Here is a 20513-nt window from a genome sequence, read left to right as displayed (position 1 = left end):
AAAAAGATGACTCCCGTACAGTACAGGAATCATCTCCTTGAATCAGCATAAGTTTTTTTATTAATGTCCTTTACAAGGGGTACAGATTAACACGCCTGTAATCTTTTTTTAACCTCCTGTTACGTTTATGGATAGGTGGCTATGGGAACAATATACACATGTCACTCAACGCATCGAGGTTGAGAGGTGGCTTTTTCACTGCCTCACCCTCAAGATGTAGACATGATCGATAAACCAGTAGGGGGAAAAGATTATGGCAGACACGCTTAAAGTAACGAAACGAGAATTACGACCACGTTCGGTCCGCGCTAACTTGCGTAAAGAAGGAAAAGTGTTAGGTGTCGTTTACGGCTACAAAGTTGAAAGCACACCGGTCGCATTCGAAGAGATGGCACTTCGTAAGATTCTTCGTGAACACGGCGACAACGCTTTGATCGAACTCAATATCGATGGTAAGAAAGTGAATACACTCGTTCACGGGACAGAAGTCGACCCATTCACGAACGAATACAAGCACGTCGAATTTATGGCAGTGAAGATGGACGAAGCGACAGAAGTCGAAGCGGACGTCACACTTGTCGGCGACGCGAAAGGCGTCAAAGAAGGCAGCTACTTGGCACAGACGATCTATAAAGTAACGGTCTCGGCAACACCAGCCAACATTCCGGAGCGTATCGAGCTTGATGTTTCTGAACTCGGCATCGGTGACTCGCTCACTGTCGCTGATATTCCAGAGAACAAAGATTACGAAATCGTATCTGAGGGTGATCTTCAAATCGCATCGGTGAATGAACCGGTGGCGGTCGAAGACCTTGAAGCTGATACAGCGACAGAAGGCGAAGTTGAAGCGACTGAAGAGGCGTCAGAAACTTCAACGGAAGAGTCGGAAGAGACTTCTGAAAACAAAGAATAATCATTTCGAACGGCCCTTTGCGAAGGGTCGTTTTTTTCTAGTCACAAATCCGACAAATGTAAACGATTACGATGTGAAAAATGTGTCAACATGTGGAAGGGGCGATTGCAATTTATTCGTTTCGGGCTTATATTGTTAATGATTTCACATGTTCGTTCTTATTATAATGGTTTCATTCAAACAGAAAGAAGGGTTTGTGACATGGCATCAATGGAAATCCATGCACTCGAATCGTTGCGGAAGAAAGCACAGGCATCTTCGCAAATGATTCATTATCGGCCAATGGAGTACTTTTTACGAGCAATGCTCGCGGGGATCTTTATCGGATTCGCTTCAATTTTCACACTGAAAGTCGTCAATGGAATGTATTTGATCGATTCTCCGTTCACAACGCTCATCGGAGGATTCTCATTCGGAATCGCCCTCGTCATGATCATCTATGGCGGAGCCGAACTGTTCACCGGGAATACGATGTACTTCACAACCTCGACGATGCGGGGGTACACGACGCTCAGCGACACGATGCTCGTCTGGTTGCTCTGCTTTGTCGGGAATGCGCTCGGTGGCGTTTTGTTCGCCTTGCTGCTCGCGCCGACTGGGGTCATCCAAGAACTTGGGATGGACAACTGGCTGTTCGCGGTCGTCGAGAGTAAGATGCATCACACGACAGTCGAGATTTTCTTCCGTGCTATTTTCTGCAACTGGATGGTCTGTCTCGCGATCTTCCTACCAAAACAAATGAAAAATGAGTTCGCTCAAATCTTCTCGATGATTTTCCTCGTCGCCGTCTTCTTCGCGTCAGGGTTTGATCACGTCATTGCCAACTTCGTCTTGTTCGCGCTTACTCTTGTCGTCCCACATCCTGAGGCGATAAGCTTTGCCGGTGCCATCCACAATTTGATTCCGGCGACGTTCGGTAACATTATTGGTGGTGCCTTGTTCATGGGTGCGATTTATACATGGTTGAACGCGAAAGGCTTGCGTGAAGCCCAAGAGTCAGAAGAAAAAGAAGAAGTCGAATTTAAAATCGTAAAGCCTGCTAAAGAGTTGTGATATGGTTCACATTAAGGTATGGTCGAGTCCAGATGAGGGCTCGGCTATTTTTTTGCGAATACGTCACACTTAATGCTCACAATTTAGACTTCACTACTTCCCAGAAAAACATGACATAATCTATATATGGAACTTAAGCGAGTAATTAACTCGCTTGTAATCAATATATAGTGAGGTGATGCGGAGTGAATATGCTCCAGCTTTATGAAGATGTCTGTGTTCTCCCAGATCAGGACCTCGTACAAGAGAACGCCAACGTCGACGGGAAATCACCACTTGGAAAATTGGCACGATTATCCTCAGAAGTATCAAAACAATTGTCGACGACATATCTATTATCAGAACGGTCACGTCAAGCCGTCGAGGATAATTTTTTGTATATCCATGACGCCGACTACTACGTGACAGGATCGACGACGTGTTGTCAAATCCCGCTCGGCCACTTGCTCACGAACGGATTTCATACCGGGCACGGGACGATTCGACCGCCCCAGGATATCCGCTCGGCGATGGCGCTCGCTTCGATTATTCTTCAAGCGAACCAAAACATGCAACACGGCGGTCAAGCTTTCCCGATGTTTGATGTCGACCTCGCACCGTATGTCGAAAAGACGTATGAACGTCAGCTCGAGCGGCTCAAAAAGCTACCAGTCGAATGGACGACCGAGCAACTCTTTGAAACTGCCGAGTCTGAAACAATCGCGGCGACGTATCAAGCGTGTGAGGCGTTCATCCACAACGCCAACTCGATGCACTCACGTGGTGGCGGACAAGTACCGTTCGTTTCCATCAATTACGGCACCGACACGAGCCGGTGGGGACGCATATTCATTCGAGAGTTGCTGCGCGCGACCGAGCGAGGGCTCGGTAACGGGGAGACGCCGATTTTCCCGATTCAAATCTTTAAAGTGAAAGAAGGGGTCAACTTCCATGAGGACGATCCGAACGTCGACTTGTTCCGTCTCGCCTGTCGTGTGACGGGCAAGCGGTTATTCCCGAACTTCTCGTTCGTCGATGCTCCGTTCAACCTTCAATACTACGACGGGACGCACGGCTCGGAAGTCGCCTACATGGGTTGTCGGACAAGGGTGATGGGGAATCGGCATGGTGCCGAGACGTCGATTGGACGCGGCAACTTATCGTTCTCGACGTTAAATTTGGTCAAGATGGCGCTTGTCGCTTCGAACATCCATTCGTTTTATGAGACGCTCGACGCCTATGTCGACGTCGCCATCGATCAATTGCTCGAACGATTCGACTATCAAGCGAAGCGTCACGCCGACGAATTTCGGTTTCTCTATGCCCAACACGTCTGGCGGGGTGGAGAGAGACTCGGGCCAGAAGACGATCTTCGCGAGGTACTGAAGCAAGGGACGCTCTCGGTCGGATTTATCGGTCTCGCCGAAGCGCTTCGTGTGCTCACAGGTGGCACGCATGCCGAGTCGCGAGAGGCGGAACGGCTTGGGCTCGATATCGTCACTCATTTACGTGATCGAATGAAGCAGGCATCGGAACGATACGATTTGAACTTTTCTCTCTTGGCGACCCCGGCCGAAGGATTGTCGGGTAAATTTGTGACGAGAGATCAGCAATCGTTTGGGATGATCGAAGGTGTGACCGACCGCGCCTTTTATACGAACTCGTTTCATGTGCCCGTGTATCAATCGGTCTCGATTCGCGATAAAGTCCGTCTCGAAGCGCCTTACCACGCGCTCTGTGATGCGGGTCATATCACGTATGTCGAAGTCGACGGATCGCTCGCCCATAATGCGGAAGCGGTCGAAGCGATCGTCCGGCTCATGCGGACCGAGAACGTCGGCTACGGGTCGATCAACCATCCGGTCGACCGTTGTGGCAACTGCGGCCTTGAAGGAATTATCGACGAAGCGTGCCCGACATGTGGCGAGCATGAACGAATTGAACGGATCCGTCGCATCACCGGCTACTTGGTCGGGACGATGGACCGGTGGAATTCGGCAAAACGAGAAGAAGAACGAGCGAGGGTGAAGCATCATGCGCGTCCTATCCGTACTTGAAGAATCGGTCGTCGACGGTCCAGGCATTCGCACGGTCATCTTTACGGCGGGCTGCCCGCACCGTTGCCCTGGGTGTCATAATCCAGAATCTTGGAATCCACGTGGGGGACAAGACGTCTCGGTCGCGGACTTACTCGCTCAAATCGAACAATCAGGCTGGGACGGGGTGACGATTTCAGGCGGGGAACCATTTCTGCAACCGGAAGAATTGGCACGGCTCGTCGACGGATGTAAGGTCCTTCAGAAAAACGTTTGGGTGTATACGGGCTATACGCTCGAACAGTTACAAGCCATGCACGACGAATTCGTCACAAGCGTGCTCGACCGTGCCGATGTGCTCGTCGATGGGCGTTTTGAACAGCCGCTCATGGACCGGTCGCTCCGGTTTCGGGGATCGAGCAACCAGCGGATTATTTTCTTAAACAAAGCGTAATCGGGGCCGTCGCGTCCCGATTTTTTGTATACTAGCAAAAAAGGGGGAATTTTGATGAAATGGTGTAGTTTTCAAGTTGAAGGAGAGCAAAGGGTCGGCGTCGTGGCAGGAGAGTTCGTCTATGACGTCAGTGACCAATTACATACGACTTCGCTGTTAGAAGTCATCGCGCGTGAGTTTGAACCGGATGTCGATCTAGATGTCGCGCCAAGGCTGGCGCTTCAAGACGTCACGTTCGTCGCACCGTATCGTCCGCTCAAAAATGTCATCTGTATCGGGAAAAATTACGAAGAACATGTGAAAGAGATGGATACGGCGGGGGCCGGTAAGCTCGTCATCTTCACGAAAGCGCCAACCTCGGTCGTCGGCCCAGAGGCTGTCGTCGAACGTCACCCCGAATTGACCGATCAGCTCGACTATGAAGGCGAACTCGCCGTCATCATCGGAAAATCAGGCCGGGATATTGACGACGTCGATGCCCATATTTTTGGCTACACGATTCTGAACGACATCACGGCCAGGGATGTGCAAAAACAACACGTCCAGTTTTTCCGCGGCAAATCGTTCGATACGTTCTGTCCGATGGGGCCGTATATCGTCACACCGGATGAGCTCTCGTTCCCACTCATGATTCAAACGGTCGTCAATGGCGAGACACGTCAAGATGGGTCGACGGCGGATATGATTCGCCCGATCGAAGAGTTAATTCGGACTTTGTCAAAGGGCATGACACTTGAAGCAGGAGACATCATCGCGACCGGCACACCGGCCGGGGTCGGCCACGGCATGAAGCCGCCCGTCTATCTCCAATCAGGAGACACGGTCGAAGTGAGCATCACGGGACTCGGGACGCTCCGTAACGTCATCGTCTGACCCAATTGACGCAAATTGTGAAGAATCTTGTAATCGATGCTTCATTTCCGCAAAACGATGACTATGCCTCTTATACTAAGGGTAGAACAAAGAGGAAACATCATATAGGAGATGATTACACATGGAACGCAATGATCGTCCAACAGAATCAAATGAACAAAATCACCGCGAGGATTGGCTCGATACCGAGCTCGGCTCGTCAGAACAACGACAAGAACCGTCGCGCGCAGAGCAACCGGCCCGACCATCGTTCGTCGGCCGGATGTTCCCTGGGTTTGTCGGCGGCGTGATTGGTGCCGTCTTGACTGGCGCCATCGCTTTTCCGTTCATCGATCAAGTGCCGAAAAATGTGTCTGATACGAACGTGACGTCGGAAGGGTCGCCGGTCCAGACGACGTCTACGACAACGGACAGCTCGGTCACCGATGCGGTCGCGACCGCACAGCCTGCTGTCGTGACGGTGAACAATTTCGCGTCAAACGGTTTTTCAAGTGAAGCTGTCGAAGCCGGGGTCGGCTCGGGTGTCATCTATAAAAAAGACGGCGACTCGGCTTACATCGTCACGAACCATCACGTCGTCAACGGTGCTGACCGTTTGACCGTGACATTCAATGACGGATCGACAGCGGACGCCAAATTGATGGGTAGCGACGCCACGTATGACTTGGCCGTGCTCGAAGTCGATGCGGACAAAGTCTCGTCCGTCATCTCGATTGGAAAGTCGAGCGAGTTGAAACCGGGGCAAACTGTAATCGCGATCGGGAACCCGCTCGGGCAGTTTGAGAACTCGGTCACACGCGGCGTCGTCTCGTCGACGTCACGTCTCGTCCCGGTCGATACGGATGAGAACGGACAAGCCGACTTCAACGCCGAAGTCATTCAGACGGACGCGGCCATCAACCCGGGTAACTCCGGTGGCGCGTTAATCAACGAATCAGGACAATTGATTGGGATCAACTCGATGAAAATCGCGACCGACTCGGTCGAAGGGGTCGGCTTCTCCATCCCGGTCGATATCGCTTTGCCGCTCATCAATCAAATCGAGCAGACGGGCGAAGTGAATCATCCGTCGCTCGGCGTCTCGCTTCGGGACGTGTCTGAGTTCCCACCGGGGTACTTGACCGAGCAAATCAATTTGCCGGAGTCGGTGACGTCGGGCACGATCATCGTTGAAGTGCAAGCGAACAGTTCGGCCGCACGGGCAGGACTTGAGGCACGCGATGTCATCGTGAAAATCAACGACCAGGCTGTCTCATCGTTCATCGACCTGCGGAGTGAACTGATTCGAGACACGGACGGGACCGTCACAATCGAATACGTTCGTGACGGTAAGACCGAAACGGTCGATGTCGAGATTCAAAACGCAAATGGAGACGCACTGTAAAGATGGGCACGCAGCCCATCTTTTTTGTTATGCTTAGAAAAAAGGAGGGGTTCAGTTGATTCGTAAACTATACGGGATTTTATTTCTAGGGGCCGGCATCATGCACTTCATTCAGGAGCGGGCGTTCATGTCGATTATTCCGAAATCATGGCCGTTCAAACGATTCATGGTCCAGGCAAGCGGGGTCATCGAGGTCGTCTATGGTGTGTTGTTGCTCATGAACAAAGGGACGCGCTTCGTGAAAGGGACATTACCCGCTTTCTTAATCGCGGTGTTCCCAGCCAATATCAACATGGTGCTCAAACCGTCGAAACTAGGCAAGATACCGCTCCCAAAATGGGTCACGTGGGCCCGATTGCCACTGCAGTGGCTCTTAATCAAAGGGGTCAAAAAAATATAAGTACATTGGGGGAATTGATCATGACGACGAACGTATTGAACTGGTTTGAGCATTTTCATGCTCATCCGGAAGTGAGCTGGAAAGAGGTTGAGACGACGAAGACGATTGCCGACATCTTGACGTCATGGCAAGTCCGTCACGAGACGTTTGCGGACGTGACCGGGGTCATCGCAGAGATTGGGCAAGGTGATGACGTCATCGCTGTCCGGGCCGATATCGATGCCTTATGGCAACAAGTCGACGGGACGTTTCAAGCCAATCACTCATGCGGGCACGACGCCAACATCAGCATGGTGCTCGGCGCGCTCGACCTGTTGAGACATGAGATGCTATCGAAGCGGATTCGCTTCATTTTCCAACCGGCAGAAGAACAAGGGAACGGCTCGCTCGCGATGATTCAAAAAGGGGCACTCGAAGGAGTGAGTCAGCTGTATGGCATCCACTTGCGACCGCTCGAGGAATTGCAGCGCGGACAATATGCGGCTGCGATTCAACACGGAGCCGCATTCTTTCTAAGAGGAAGCGTTATCGGGGACGATGCCCATGGCGCGCGACCGCATCAAGGTCAAAACGCGTTAGATGTCATCTTTACGATTCAACAGATGCTCAAAAGCATCTACTTGTCGCCGTTCGAGCCCCATTCGATCAAGTTGACGGGCGTCCAGGCCGGTAGCGATAATTTGAATATCATCCCCGGGAACGCGACGTTCTCACTCGACGTCCGGGCTCAACAGAACAAGGAGCTGCTGGCGTTACGTGACCGCGTCGAGACGCTGTTGCAGCAAATCGCCGTCCTTCATGATGTCACCATCCACTGGGACTGGCAAGACTTCACACCGGGTGCGGAGATCGGCGAACGCTCGAGCCGACATGCGGCCGAAGCGATTGTCGACCGCTTCGGGGAAAGCGCGCTCGTCGACCGGATCATTACATCAGGTAGTGACGACTTTCATTTCTATACGGTCGAACAGCCGGGACTCGATGCGACGATGATTGGAATCGGCGCGAACTTGACACCGGGGCTCCATCATCCTCATATGTCGTTCGATCGGGACGTCTTACCAGAAGCGGCTGCCTTACTCGCCGATACGTTGCGCCGGGCCGCAAACGATAATTGAAGCGATTGACTAGATGGACGGGCCGGACGAGCTCGTTCATTTTTTTATTGCCAACTTTAAATGTAAGCGTTATCATCTGCTTATTAGCGACAATATAACGACAATTCTGAATTTTTCGCTATCGGGGAGGAAGACACATGGAACAACAGGGGAACAGGGTAGACATGAAGCTTCGCTGGGCGGTATTGCCGCTACTTGTCATGATCGGGGTCATGCTCGTAGCCATCGTCAAATTGGAACAAGGGCCGCACATCCCACTCATCGTCGGGACAGCGGTCGCGTCGCTCGTCGCATGGCGACACGGGTACAAGTGGAAAGAGATCGAGGAGATGATGTACAAAGGGATTCGGCTCGCACTACCGGCCGTCGTCATCATCATCTTGGTCGGTTTAACGATCGGTGCCTGGATCGGGGGAGGCGTCGTCGCTACGATGATTTATTACGGATTGACGATTATTTCACCGGCCTATTTCTTGGTGACGATTTGTATCACCTGCTCGGTCGTCGCGCTCTCGATTGGCAGCTCATGGTCGACGATGGGAACAATCGGCGTCGCCGGGATGGGCATCGGACTGAGTATGGGGATACCAGCACCGATGGTCGCCGGAGCTGTCATCTCAGGGGCATACTTCGGGGATAAGATGTCCCCGTTGTCGGATACGACAAACCTCGCGGCGGGTTTGACGCACACGAACTTGTTCGAACATATTCGGCATATGCTCTACACGACGATTCCAGGGCTCGTCATCGCGCTCGGCGCCTATTGGTGGCTTGGCAGACGGTTCAGTGAGACGACGACGGACTCTTCAGAAATCGTCCAAACACTCCGTATTTTACAGGACAGCTTCGTCATCTCGCCTTGGCTCCTATTGATTCCACTTGCTGTCATCGTCCTCGTCGCGAGAAAAGTACCGGCCATTCCGGCACTCGTCGTCGGGATCACGCTCGGTTTTCTCGCCCAAGTCATCGTCCAAGGCGGTTCGTTCGCCGACAGCGTCGGGGCGTTGCAGAGCGGGTATGTGATCGACACCGGTAATGAACTCGTCGACAACTTGTTCAGTCGGGGCGGTCTCGACGCGATGATGTACACCGTCTCGATGACGATCGTCGCGATGACGTTCGGAGGGATTTTAGAATACTCGGGGATGCTGCAATCGATCATGAATCAAATCGTCAAACTGGCGAAGACGGCAGGTTCGATGATTGCGTCGACGATTCTCGCCGGGGTAGCAATGAACGCCACGTGTTCCGAACAATACATCTCGATCGTCGTTCCATCTCGTATGTTTGCAGGTGCTTATGAGAAAATGGGGCTTCAGTCGAAAAACTTATCCCGGGCACTCGAGGACGGCGGGACACTGACGTCGGTCTTCATCCCATGGAACACGTGCGGTGTGTTCATTCTCGGGACGCTCGGCGTCGGGGCGTTCGAATATGCGCCATACGCGATCTTGAACTTCATCGTTCCGGTCATCTCGATTATCTATATGTTCACAGGCTTCACGATTGCACGGATTGCTGTGCAGAGTGTGGAACTACCACTCGAAAAACAAGCAGCACAATGAAAAATTTCCCGGCCTATTCAGGTCGGGAAATTGAATTTATAGACGGCACGAGGTCGTCCTTGGTTGTAACTCATCTCTTCACCAATCACTTCGATCAGTTGCGCGTCATGTAATTTTTTGATGAGTCGCTCCGTCGTTCGTCTTGAGACGGCGAGATGGTCAGTCAACTCTTTTGCCGTGAATTCGAGACGGTGCTTTGAGAACTGCATAATTTTACCGATGTTGACCGGACTGATTCCGGCTTGCTTGATGACGTTAAAGACCGCTACTTCGGTCACTCGATAGGGGATGCGGTCCTCACGGTTCGGGAAGGACAAGCGTTTTGAATCGTCGACGATTCGAATGCGCTCCTTGCTCGCGGCCGATAATGCGATCTCAGCATGTTCGTATGCTTGTTGATATTGTGTGCCATAGCCGATTCCGATTCGATAATCACCTGTTGGGCTGAGCGTACTTGTATCGAGGGCGTTGTTCGTCTCGCCTCGTGTCGTAAGTAGCGTGATACGACCATCGTCGGTCGATTCGATGTGTCCGCCAAGGTAGCGGACCACTTTCAAATGTTCGAGTAATGCCTTGTCGTCGGTCTCGAAACGAATGATGGCGAACTGGGCGTCGTCCGCGAACTGGCGTCGAATTCGTTGAATTAACATATCGAGATGGCGCTCGACCGTGGTCCGCGGCTCGATCATCAATAGACTATGATACCCATCACGGACGAGTTGACGATGAACTTGTTCGATGCTCGTCACGGCCAGTTTCGCCTGCTTGGCCCGGTGCTCCGTGTGAAAAGTAATCACGTCTTCGAAAGCGATATTCGGTTCGATTTTCATAACAACAGGAGTCGAGGCATGATTCGGGAACGACTCGAGGATTGACGTCAAGCGCTCCGGCTCGACCAAATCGATGGACAGTTGATCAAGAGGGACTGAGTGGGTGAGCGTCGCATAGAGAAGTGTCGTTAATAGGACAGTCTCGTCTTGGACGACGTGATGGGTCGCCACATTTTGAAGGTAGGGGGCCGCATAAGTGAACGGGAACGACCCGGAAAAAAAGACACCATCGAACGAGCCGAGCGTTTTGGCGATAACGGCTGCTTCATGGGGATGCTCATAAGGGTGATACGCGAACCGAACACCTTCTGGGGCACCGAGGGTACGGATGGTCGCCACGAATTCGTGCGACCCGACGATGGCGATATGGATGGACATCAAAACTCCTCCTTGCAATTTAACGACTATTTAACGACAATATAGCTAACGATATGTGAAAAGTAAAGGGGAATGGATATGAGAATAAAGAAAATCGAGCTGTTTGCGATACGTCTACCACTAAAAGTACCGTTCATCGTCAGTTATCACCGCTACGACGACATGCCGTCGGTGATTGTGAAACTGACGACCGAGTGCGGACATGTCGGTTACGGCGAGGCCGTTGCTGATGAGCACGTCACGGGTGAGTCGCTCGACAGTACGATTAGCGTCATCCGACATGTGCTAGGACCTCTTTTGATCGGGCAAAACCCGATGCATATGGAACGAATCCATGACGTGATGGACCGAGCCATCCGGGACGTGCCGGCAGCGAAGGCGGCGCTTGATATTGCCTGCCACGACGTTGTTGGGAAAAAACTTGGCTTGCCTGTGTATGAGTTGCTTGGCGGCCGTTATCACGATGCCTTCCCGGTCACGCACGTGTTAAGCATCGGAGATCCGGAAGCGATGGCGGCCGAGGCGCTCGAACAAATCGAACAAGGCTATACAGCCGTCAAGATGAAAGTCGGCGTCGATGTCGCCTCGGACGTACGACGTGTCGAGGCGGTTCGGCGAGCCGTCGGACCGGACGTTCCGATTCGGGTCGATGTCAATCAAGGTTGGGTCAATGCTGCCAAGACGCTCCAAGCGATGAAGTTGCTCGAACCATTCCATATCGATTGGGTCGAACAGCCGGTCAAAGCCGACGATTTTGAAGGCATGGTCGAAGTGAAAGGGAAAATCTCGGTCCCGCTCATGATTGATGAAGGCGTGCGGGGTGTAACCGAAATGCGGCGTCTGACGATGATGCAGGCCGCCCACAAAGTGAACATTAAGCTGATGAAGTGCGGCGGCATCTACCCGGCGAAAAAACTTGTCCATATGGCCGAGATGTCAGGTATTGAGTGCCAAATCGGGTCGATGGTCGAGTCGTCGGTCGCCTCGAGTGCAGGTTTCCACGTCGCGTTCTCGAGCAAAATCGTCCAATCGGTCGAATTGACAGGGCCGCTCCGTTTCGCAGAAGACATCGGCAATTTGACGTACGACCTTCCGTTCATTCGATTGTCTGAACGACCAGGACTCGGTGTCGACGTCGATGAATCTGTCTTATTACGTCTGACGACCGCGACGTACGTCGTCGGAGGGACCGATCATGTGGCGCGGTGATTGTAACGGCCTCGACATCGAGGTCACCTATTTGGCGATGACCGACCTGGGACAAATCGAGGCGGTGCAACAGGATGTCATGGATACACTGACGGAAGGGAGCCAGTATCAGTCCCTGTCGACAGAGGAGTTCGTCAAGTTGTTGACGGACCGGACGCTCATCGGGGCATATCACAAGGGAACGTTGATCGCGTTCCGCGCGCTCCTCATCCCACCGCTCGATGACGAGCATCTCGGCTATGATATCGGATATCCATCAGAGGGACTGGAACGCATCATTTATCAAGAAGTGACGAACGTCCATCCGGACTACCGCGGCTACGGCCTGCAACAGCATCTCGGCAGGCTTCTGATGAAAGAGCTGGAACATGGTAGCCGATTCGACCTCGTCTGTGCGACCGTGGCACCATTCAACATCCCGAGCTTGAAAGACAAGTTTGCCCTCGGGCTTCGCATCGGTGCCCTTAAACCGAAGTATGGCGGGAAGTTGCGCTACATCTTTATGAAGGAACTGCACAGCGACTGGCGACCGGCCGGAGAAGCGACATGGCTCGAGATGGGCGAGACGGAGCAACAGGGCGCCTTGTTGAAGGCGGGTTGGTACGGAACGTCCATGACGCGCGACGGGGAGAGCTGGCTCGTCAAATATGAACGATGAAAAAATGGCCTGATCGCGATGATCAGGCCATCTTACTTATTCGAGGATGAACAGGACGTCCTCGGCTAACTTTTCGTACGTCCGATCGCTCGGATGGAACTGGTCGGTCGCGAGGTCACGCGAGACGTCAGAGACGTATGCGAACGGGTCGATCACGTCGATGCGTTGCGCGTTTCCGAACGTGGCCGCCGAGGCGTTCCAATCGAGAATCAGTTGATTGAACGCCTCACCGTTTTCGTTCTCTTGGAATGGATTATAGAGCGCGATATAAACGATTTGTGCCGTATCGTTCAATCCGCGAACTTGTTCAAAGATGTCATTCAAATTCGTCTTGGCATCGGTCACGACTTGTTCGATATCGACCGATTCAAAGTTATCGACGTTCTCGCCGCGATTGAACAGGTCGTTGCCGCCAATCGTGAGTGTGATGTAGCGGGCGTTCTCAATCGTTCGCCGTACTTCCGGTTGTTCGAGTTGGGCCAACAAATCCTCAGTCCGGGCACCAGAGACGGCCAAGTTCTGCGTACGAATGCCGTCTTCGTCGAGCGTTTCACCGACCGGCTGAACGTAGCCAGCACCTGACGTCGACCCGACGCCGCGTGTCAGGGAGTCACCTAAAGCGACGTAAACGTCACCGACCGGTTCGGGTCTCGAATCTTCACTAATCGAGAGTGTGCGTTCCGGTGGGTTGACGATATCTTGATAGCCGATCCATAAACCGTATAAGGCGATGCCCGTCAAGAAGACCGAACCGATTAAAAACGAATACCATTTCCCATTTTTCATGTGATTCCCTCACTTTCTATGAGACTATCATATCAAATAAGTTTGAACCTGCCCTATGTGAATGTTCGAATAGGACAGATGCGGTTGAGTCCGATAGAATGTAGGAGAGGTGAGATGATGCAACCAACATTGAAAATAGACCATTTGACAAAAGTAATCGGTAAGAAAACAATCATCGATGACATCTCGTTCGATGTATTCCCAGGTGAGGTGTTCGGATTTTTAGGTCCGAACGGGGCCGGCAAAACGACGACAATCCGGATGATTGTCGGGTTGATTAAGCCGACGAAAGGGACCGTCTCGATTTGTGGATTCAGCGTCGAACGACAATTCGTTCAGGCGATGAACCAAATCGGGGCCATCGTCGAGAATCCGGAGCTGTATAAATTCATGAGCGGGCGTGAGAACTTGAACGCCTTTGCCCGGATGTTGCCCGGTGTCGATGAGGCCCGGATTCAAGAAGTGATCGACCTCGTCGACTTGACGGCGCGGATCGATGATAAAGTGAAGACCTACTCGCTCGGAATGCGGCAACGGCTCGGTATCGCCCAGGCGATGTTGAACAATCCCCGCGTCTTGATTCTTGATGAACCGACGAACGGGCTCGACCCGATGGGGATTCGCGATCTTCGACTCTTCATCCGCCGTCTCGTCGAAGAGACTGGACTGAGCGTCCTCGTCTCGAGCCACATTTTGGCTGAGATTGAACTGCTCGCGGACCGCGTCGCCATCATGTCGCGCGGGAAAATCGTCAAAGTCGGAACGGTAGACGAATTGATTCATGAGTTGGCGTCGACGGTCGATGTTCATGTGGCCGACAGTTTTGAAGTCTTGCCGATTGTGCGCGGTTTCGAATCGATTGAGCACGCCGACGTCGTCGACGAACGCACGATTCGCGTGTCGATGAATCTTGAAGAGACGGCCCGCTTGAACCGCTATTTGCTTGACCGGGGAGTCGACGTATTCGGGCTTGAACGACGCGTCCAGACACTCGAAGAATTATTCATCTCATTGACCGGGGGTGACCATATTGTCTAATCCGTCAATACTTGGCCTTATTCGGAACGAAGTCTTAAAAATCCATAAGAAGCGACGACTCCTCGTCGTCTCGATCATCTTGATTGTGCTCGTTTCGATGTTCACGTATGCGAACTATCGGCAAATCGAGAAACAGCGCGAAGAACAAGGGACGATCGATTGGCGCGTCGATTTGCAACAAGAGATTGTCGATACGCAAAACCGGCTCGCCTCGGCGAACGTTCAGGACGAGTTCCGTCAAATCTTGGAGTTCCAGGTCCAACAGAATCAATACTACTTAGATAATGATATCAACCCGAACTATCCCGGGGCTCCGACGTTCATGCGAGTCTTCTTCTCGCAAGGGACGACGCTCGTGCTGCCGCTCTTCATCATCGTCTTGATGGCGGATATCGTCAGCGGTGAACACAATGACGGGACGATCAAGACATTGTTGTCACGGCCCGTAAGACGATTCAAAATCTTGCTCGCCAAATGGATGACGACGCTGCTATATACGTCGATTCTCATCTTCATCACGGCGTTCGTTAGTTACGCCATCTCCGGCATCGTGCTCGGTTGGGACGGATGGACCGCCCCGATTTTGACCGGCTTCCAGGCCTCGTCGACGGGGACGTTCTCGACCGACTTCGTTCATACGCTGCCGATGTGGCAATACTTGCTCATGTCGGTCGGACTATCTTGGTTTGTCGTCGCAGCCGTCGGGACGATTGCGCTCATGATCTCGGTCATCGTCAAAAACACGGCGACAGGGATTGGGATCATGATGGCCGTCCTGATTTCAGGACCGCTCCTCACGTCGCTCGGGTCGAATTGGGACAGCTCGAAATATTTGGTCAACGTCAACTTCGGTCTTCATACCTATCTCGAGGGGCAAGCCCCACCAATCGAGGGGATGACGTTGCCGTTCTCGCTCATCGTCATATTCGTCTGGTCGCTAGCGGCTCTCGCGTATGCGTTCTACCATTTCACACAAAAAGATGTCTATTGATGACTGGCGTCACCTTCCATGGTGACGCTTTTTTTGTTACGGCTGATACGACTAGAGAAGAGGACGGGTTAGTCCAAATGTCTTAATAATTTGAATTGTCAAAATAATTAAAAAGTTGGATACATTAGATGTGGGAAACTATGTAAAGTAGGAGACACCACATAAGGAGGGAAACACACATGAAAAAAGTTTTATCTACATCACTCATCGCAGGAGTCTTGCTCGTGCCACAACTCGTCGGCGCGGCGGAGCTCAAGTCGGGCACGTTGACGAAACCATCGAACGAAGCCCCGACGACGATCGTCAAAGAGTATGCGAAAGCGAAAGGCGAATTCAAAACGCTCGAATCGAAGCGTGACAAAGTCGGACAAGTTGTCAAATTACAACAGACGGTCGACGGAGTGCCAGTCTTCGGTGGAATTGTCGTCGGTGTCGTCGATAATGATGGTCAATTGAAAACGGTCGTCGACGATACGAAACAACTTAAAGGATTACATAAATCAATCAAGCTGAATGAGCAAAAAGCGGTCGCTCGTTATAAAGAGCTTGTCGGCCACAAAGGCGCATACGAGCTTGAGCCGGCAGCGGAACTCGTCGTTTATCCGAATGGTGAAGAGGCGGTCTATGCGTATGAAGTGACCGGGACGATCCTTGATGCGGATGAGCCGTCACGCTGGACATACTTCATCGATGCGGCAAGCGGGAAAGTATTGAACAAATACAACCAATTGGCGCACGCCAAACCGACGAACGGCGTCACGGGTACGACATTTACGGGAACGGGAATCGACGTCCTTGGTCAGAGCCAAACGTTCAAGACGACGAAGAGCGGTTCATATTACTATCTCCAAGACTCGACGCGCGGTAAAGGCATCTATACGTATGACGCCGGAAACCGGACGCGCCTTCCTGGATCTCTCTGGGCCGACGCTGACAACGTCTTGAACACGACGTACGACCGGGCCGCGGTCAGTGCCCATGTCAACGCGACGAAGACGTATGACTTCTTCAAAAACACTTATGGACGCAACAGTTACGATAATAACGGTGCGGCCCTCAACTCGACGGTCCACTATAGCCGTAGCTACAACAATGCGTTCTGGGATGGCAGCAAGATGGTGTACGGTGACGGGGACGGCCAAACGTTCACGTACCTCTCTGGTGCACTCGACGTTGTCGCTCACGAATTGTCACACGCCGTTACAGAATACACGGCCGGTTTGATCTATCAAAATGAATCGGGTGCGATCAACGAGGCGGTATCGGATATCTTCGGTACGGTCGCGGAGTATAGCGTCGGCTCGAACTTCGACTGGTTGGTCGGGGAAGACATCTATACGCCTGGCGTGGCTGGGGACGGACTCCGTTCGATGTCGAATCCGGCAGCATATGGTGACCCGGACCACTACTCGGTCCGTTACACGGGGACGCAGGACAACGGTGGCGTCCACATCAACTCAGGTATCGTCAACAAAGCGGCTTATCTCTTAGCGAGCGGCGGTTCGCACTACGGCGTCTCGGTCCAAGGCATCGGCGTCATGGAGATGGGGGACATCTACTACCGTGCCCTCACGGTCTACTTGACACCGACTTCGAACTTCTCAAGCCTACGTCAAGCCGTCGTTCAATCGGCCAAAGACTTGCACGGTGCGACGAGCACGCAAGCAGTCGCAGCGGCGAAATCGTTCGATGCGGTCGGCATCAACTAAACTTGATTCAGTCCTTTTCGCTTCGGCGTAAAGGATTTTTTTGTCGCTATTTTTTTGAAAGAATAGGGTAAATAGATGTTGTACTTAGAATTCAATCGAGTCAAGGAGGACACATGGATATTCAAACTTTTCGCATTGACCATAAAAATGGGATTCGTCTCAGCGATTTCCCGACCACGATACAAGATCGCCCATCTGACGAGACGTTACAAAACGAGTTGATTCCAAAGAGCGTGGAGCGATTGAAAGAGTTGCATTGGAAGCTGTACGCCGAATCGAAGAAAGGGATCGTTGTCGTCTTGCAGGCGCTCGATGCCGGCGGCAAAGATGAGGCGATCAGTTATATCTTTTCGAACTTGAACGCGCAAGGGTTGAAGACGAACGCGTTCCAAAAACCGTCGGACACGGAAAAGAAACACGATTACTTGTGGCGAATGCATGACCTCATGCCAGAGCGGGGGCAGGTAGGCATCTTGAACCGGTCGCATTATGAAGAAGTGATCGCTCCGCGCGTCCATGACCTGCTCGGGGAAGAGGTCATCCCTGATGAAGAGGACAAAGAGTCGGTATGGAAGGTCCGTTATCGCCAAATCAATGACTTTGAACAATATCTAGATGAGAACGGATTCAAAGTCATCAAATTTTTCTTTAACGTGTCAAAAGAAGTCCAGCGTGACCGCTTGCTTGAACGACTGAAAGATCCAAGTAAGAACTGGGAGTTTTCATTCAATGACGTCGAAGAGCGAAAGCATTGGGATGATTACCAGGATATCTTTGAGGATATGTTATCGAACACGGCGTCGAAACATGCACCCTGGTTTGTGCTCCCGGCAGATGATGACTGGTACGCCAGATATATCGTCTCCACGATTATGATTGACGTCCTTGAAGACATCGATCCTAAATTCCCGACATTTACGGAGGACGAACAGGACCGGATTGATGAAGCGATTGAAACGCTCGAGAATGAGTGACCTTTGTCGACTCCGTGAACATCCATTTCCTCACTTGCACTGAAAGCGAATTCACGTTACAGTGGACGTAGATAAAATTAGACGTCAGACATCTGTATGAAGGAGCAATGAGTGTGGGAAATATTAGTTTGTTATTTGGAGGCGTGGCCCTATTCATCAACAGCCTCGTTTTGTTTGGAAAAGTGGACGTCAAGAGCGCGGGTGTGTTTAGTCTGTTTACTGGTCTGTTACAGACGTTCATCGCGACGTGGCTCGTCGTCGGGGCGAGTTCGGCCGAGATGTTCGGGTATGCCAGCATCTACTTGTTCGCGTTCACGTACTTGTACGTCGGCGTGACGTTCTTGTTCGATTTGGACGGCCGTGGCGTCGGCTGGTTCTCCCTCTTCGTCTCGGTGTCAGCCGTCTTCTATGCGGTGATCGCATTCACGTCGGGCGATATGATGGGAGCGGTCACGTGGTTGTTCTGGTCGTTCTTGTGGGGGCTGTTCTTTATGGGCATGGGCCTCGGTCGCCAAATTGACGAGTTGACGGCCCGGGTCGCATTCGTGCTCGCCTGGTTGACGTTGATCATTCCGGCACTGTTCGGTCTCGCGAATTTGATGACGCCGCTCTATGGCGTTATGTGGTGGGCCGCGAGCGGCACCGCGATCCTTTATTTTGGATTGACGATGTGGCGCCAGCGCCGTTTAGTAGAAGTGACACAATGAATGACGCTCTTCGTGAGCGTCTTTTTTTACGTATTCAATTGTGTCTAAAGTGTGAAAAGTGGAAATGAGGTACGTAAAGGAGGCACCCACGGATGAGTGATGGCTTAATTTTATTGATGGGACTATTATTGTGCGGATGGATGCTGTTTGCGGTCGTGTTTGATGATACAATTAAAAGAAGAATTTAACGGACCGTTTCCTTTTTGGAACGGTCTTTCGTTTGAGGAGTGACAAGGATGGAACAAACACCAGTCATCGTCCTCGTCGGACCGACCGCTGTCGGGAAGACGAAGACAGGAATCGAGCTCGCGAAAGCGTTCAACGGTGAAATCGTATCGGGCGACTCGGTCCAAGTGTACCGCGGGATGGATATCGGTTCGGCAAAAGTGACGGTCGAGGAGGCGGAAGGGGTTCCGCATCATTTAATCGATATCTGTGACCCGGACGAGGCGATGAGCGTCGCCAAATTCCAGACGTTGGCCCGAGCGGCGATCGATGACATCTACGCGCGCGGGAAATTGCCGATTTTAGTCGGTGGGACCGGTCTCTACATCAGAGCAATCTTATATGACTATGAGTTTACGGAGCGACCGGTCGACCATGAATTGCGCGAATCGCTCGAGTTAGAGGCGGAGACAAATGGTCCTGAAGCGCTGCACGCCCGCCTGCAGTCGCTCGACCCAAAACGGGGCGAGAGCATTCATCCAAATAACGTCCGCCGCGTCATCCGTGCTCTTGAAGTCGCGCTCCAAGGCGACGCCCAGGCGATGGATAGCCTCCCCTCCCAGCATTACGCCTATAAATTGTTCGTCTTGCATGCGGACCGGGACGTACTCTATGAGCGTATCAACCTTCGTGTCGATTTGATGCTCGAAGCAGGTCTCATCGAAGAAGTCGAACGTTTGCTCGCAGCTGGTTATCGGGATACGCAGGCAATGCGGGCCATCGGTTATAAAGAAGTCGTTCCGTACCTTGATGGATTGATGACCCGAGAGCAGATGACCGAGACGCTCAAACAGCACACGCGAAAATTCGCGAAGCGTCAATTAACATGGTTCCGTCATCAATTTGATGGGATTTGGGTTGATATGGGACGAAAATCATTTGAACTATCGTATCAAAATATTTATGATGAAGTTGAGGAGTTTTTTCGAAAATTCCGATTATTTAAAAGAGACATAGACTAGGGGGAATGCAACATGAAGGCTAGCTATAACATCCAAGACCATTTTTTGAATCAATTACGTAAAGAAATGGTGCCGACGACCGTCTTTTTAGTCAGCGGATTTCAAATTCGGGGAGTCATCAAATCGTTTGACAACTTCACGGTCATCGTCGAATCAGAAGGGCGCCAACAGTTGATCTATAAACATGCGATTTCAACGTTCTCACCAGCGCGGAACGTCACGTTGTTCGAACCGGAAGCGGTCGAAGTGACAGAAGGATAATTTAAGGCAT

At 51.9% G+C, this 20513-nt stretch carries 20 protein-coding genes; 18 read left to right on the top strand and 2 right to left on the bottom strand.

From position 1 onward, the window contains the following. The first annotated feature begins 253 nt into the window (after positions 1 to 253). The 9 genes from KNP02_RS09290 to nhaC all read left to right on the top strand — a co-directional run bounded on the left by KNP02_RS09290 (position 254) and on the right by nhaC (position 9775). Positions 254 to 913, top strand: a complete 660-nt coding sequence (locus tag KNP02_RS09290) for a 50S ribosomal protein L25/general stress protein Ctc (protein ID WP_214708563.1) — start codon at positions 254 to 256, stop codon at positions 911 to 913. A 210-nt stretch (positions 914 to 1123) separates the two neighbouring features. Then, positions 1124 to 1966: a formate/nitrite transporter family protein gene (locus tag KNP02_RS09285; RefSeq protein WP_128122774.1), complete on the top strand. Its 843-nt coding sequence runs from the start codon at positions 1124 to 1126 to the stop codon at positions 1964 to 1966. A gap of 191 nt (positions 1967 to 2157) precedes the next feature. Beyond that, positions 2158 to 4002: an anaerobic ribonucleoside triphosphate reductase gene (locus KNP02_RS09280; protein ID WP_214708565.1), complete on the top strand. Its 1845-nt coding sequence runs from the start codon at positions 2158 to 2160 to the stop codon at positions 4000 to 4002. Continuing rightward, positions 3980 to 4435, top strand: a complete 456-nt coding sequence (nrdG, locus tag KNP02_RS09275) for an anaerobic ribonucleoside-triphosphate reductase activating protein (protein WP_214708567.1) — start codon at positions 3980 to 3982, stop codon at positions 4433 to 4435. The genes KNP02_RS09280 and nrdG overlap by 23 nt, the downstream gene beginning before the upstream one ends. Before the next feature lie 54 nt (positions 4436 to 4489). Further along, positions 4490 to 5308: a fumarylacetoacetate hydrolase family protein gene (locus KNP02_RS09270; RefSeq protein WP_214708569.1), complete on the top strand. Its 819-nt coding sequence runs from the start codon at positions 4490 to 4492 to the stop codon at positions 5306 to 5308. A 121-nt stretch (positions 5309 to 5429) separates the two neighbouring features. Then, positions 5430 to 6692: a S1C family serine protease gene (locus KNP02_RS09265; protein WP_214708571.1), complete on the top strand. Its 1263-nt coding sequence runs from the start codon at positions 5430 to 5432 to the stop codon at positions 6690 to 6692. A 55-nt stretch (positions 6693 to 6747) separates the two neighbouring features. Further along, positions 6748 to 7092, top strand: coding sequence for a DoxX family protein (locus KNP02_RS09260; RefSeq protein ID WP_214708573.1), 345 nt, complete (start codon positions 6748 to 6750; stop codon positions 7090 to 7092). Positions 7093 to 7112: 20 nt separating this feature from the next. Then, positions 7113 to 8210, top strand: a complete 1098-nt coding sequence (locus KNP02_RS09255; RefSeq protein ID WP_214708575.1) for an amidohydrolase — start codon at positions 7113 to 7115, stop codon at positions 8208 to 8210. Positions 8211 to 8374: 164 nt separating this feature from the next. Beyond that, entirely contained in the window at positions 8375 to 9775 is a 1401-nt protein-coding gene (gene nhaC, locus KNP02_RS09250; RefSeq protein ID WP_214708577.1) for a Na+/H+ antiporter NhaC, read from the top strand. Positions 9776 to 9792: 17 nt separating this feature from the next. Here the strand turns inward: nhaC and KNP02_RS09245 are convergent, their stop codons facing one another. Continuing rightward, positions 9793 to 10983, bottom strand: coding sequence for an HTH domain-containing protein (locus KNP02_RS09245; RefSeq protein ID WP_214708579.1), 1191 nt, complete (start codon positions 10981 to 10983; stop codon positions 9793 to 9795). A gap of 78 nt (positions 10984 to 11061) precedes the next feature. On the opposite strand from KNP02_RS09245, the gene KNP02_RS09240 reads away from it, so the two are divergent. Both KNP02_RS09240 and KNP02_RS09235 read left to right on the top strand, forming a co-directional pair. Further along, the gene (locus KNP02_RS09240; protein ID WP_214708581.1) at positions 11062 to 12192 is read left to right on the top strand and encodes a mandelate racemase/muconate lactonizing enzyme family protein; all 1131 of its coding nucleotides are present in this window, start codon (positions 11062 to 11064) and stop codon (positions 12190 to 12192) included. Next, on the top strand, positions 12179 to 12850 hold the full coding sequence (locus KNP02_RS09235) for a hypothetical protein (RefSeq protein WP_214708583.1): 672 nt from the start codon (positions 12179 to 12181) through the stop codon (positions 12848 to 12850). Before KNP02_RS09240 ends, KNP02_RS09235 begins: the two co-directional genes overlap by 14 nt. 36 nt (positions 12851 to 12886) lie before the next feature. Here the strand turns inward: KNP02_RS09235 and KNP02_RS09230 are convergent, their stop codons facing one another. Next, positions 12887 to 13636 (bottom strand): GDSL-type esterase/lipase family protein, encoded by a 750-nt coding sequence (locus KNP02_RS09230; protein WP_214708585.1) that lies wholly within the window; start codon positions 13634 to 13636, stop codon positions 12887 to 12889. Between the two features lie 117 nt (positions 13637 to 13753). On the opposite strand from KNP02_RS09230, the gene KNP02_RS09225 reads away from it, so the two are divergent. The 7 genes from KNP02_RS09225 (at position 13754) to hfq (ending at position 20503) form a co-directional block, all read left to right on the top strand. Further along, positions 13754 to 14674, top strand: coding sequence for an ABC transporter ATP-binding protein (locus tag KNP02_RS09225; protein ID WP_034779847.1), 921 nt, complete (start codon positions 13754 to 13756; stop codon positions 14672 to 14674). Further along, positions 14667 to 15665 (top strand): ABC transporter permease, encoded by a 999-nt coding sequence (locus KNP02_RS09220; RefSeq protein ID WP_034777418.1) that lies wholly within the window; start codon positions 14667 to 14669, stop codon positions 15663 to 15665. Before KNP02_RS09225 ends, KNP02_RS09220 begins: the two co-directional genes overlap by 8 nt. A 179-nt stretch (positions 15666 to 15844) precedes the next feature. Then, positions 15845 to 17374 carry a M4 family metallopeptidase gene (locus KNP02_RS09215; RefSeq protein ID WP_214708587.1) on the top strand — a complete coding sequence of 510 codons (1530 nt, stop codon included), beginning with the start codon at positions 15845 to 15847 and terminating at the stop codon, positions 17372 to 17374. A gap of 113 nt (positions 17375 to 17487) precedes the next feature. Further along, positions 17488 to 18348: a PPK2 family polyphosphate kinase gene (locus KNP02_RS09210; RefSeq protein ID WP_034777421.1), complete on the top strand. Its 861-nt coding sequence runs from the start codon at positions 17488 to 17490 to the stop codon at positions 18346 to 18348. A 113-nt stretch (positions 18349 to 18461) separates the two neighbouring features. After that, positions 18462 to 19055 (top strand): AmiS/UreI family transporter, encoded by a 594-nt coding sequence (locus KNP02_RS09205; RefSeq protein WP_214708589.1) that lies wholly within the window; start codon positions 18462 to 18464, stop codon positions 19053 to 19055. Between the two features lie 236 nt (positions 19056 to 19291). Beyond that, entirely contained in the window at positions 19292 to 20242 is a 951-nt protein-coding gene (gene miaA / locus KNP02_RS09200) for a tRNA (adenosine(37)-N6)-dimethylallyltransferase MiaA (RefSeq protein ID WP_214708591.1), read from the top strand. A 12-nt stretch (positions 20243 to 20254) separates the two neighbouring features. Then, on the top strand, positions 20255 to 20503 hold the full coding sequence (gene hfq / locus KNP02_RS09195; protein ID WP_021067304.1) for an RNA chaperone Hfq: 249 nt from the start codon (positions 20255 to 20257) through the stop codon (positions 20501 to 20503). The last annotated feature ends 10 nt before the right edge of the window (positions 20504 to 20513 follow it).

This window comes from Exiguobacterium sp. s40, from assembly GCF_018617905.1.
Classification (GTDB): domain Bacteria; phylum Bacillota; class Bacilli; order Exiguobacteriales; family Exiguobacteriaceae; genus Exiguobacterium; species Exiguobacterium mexicanum_A.
The sequence above is the reverse complement of the archived record's forward strand: the minus strand, read 5'-3'. Positions and strand labels throughout refer to the sequence as shown.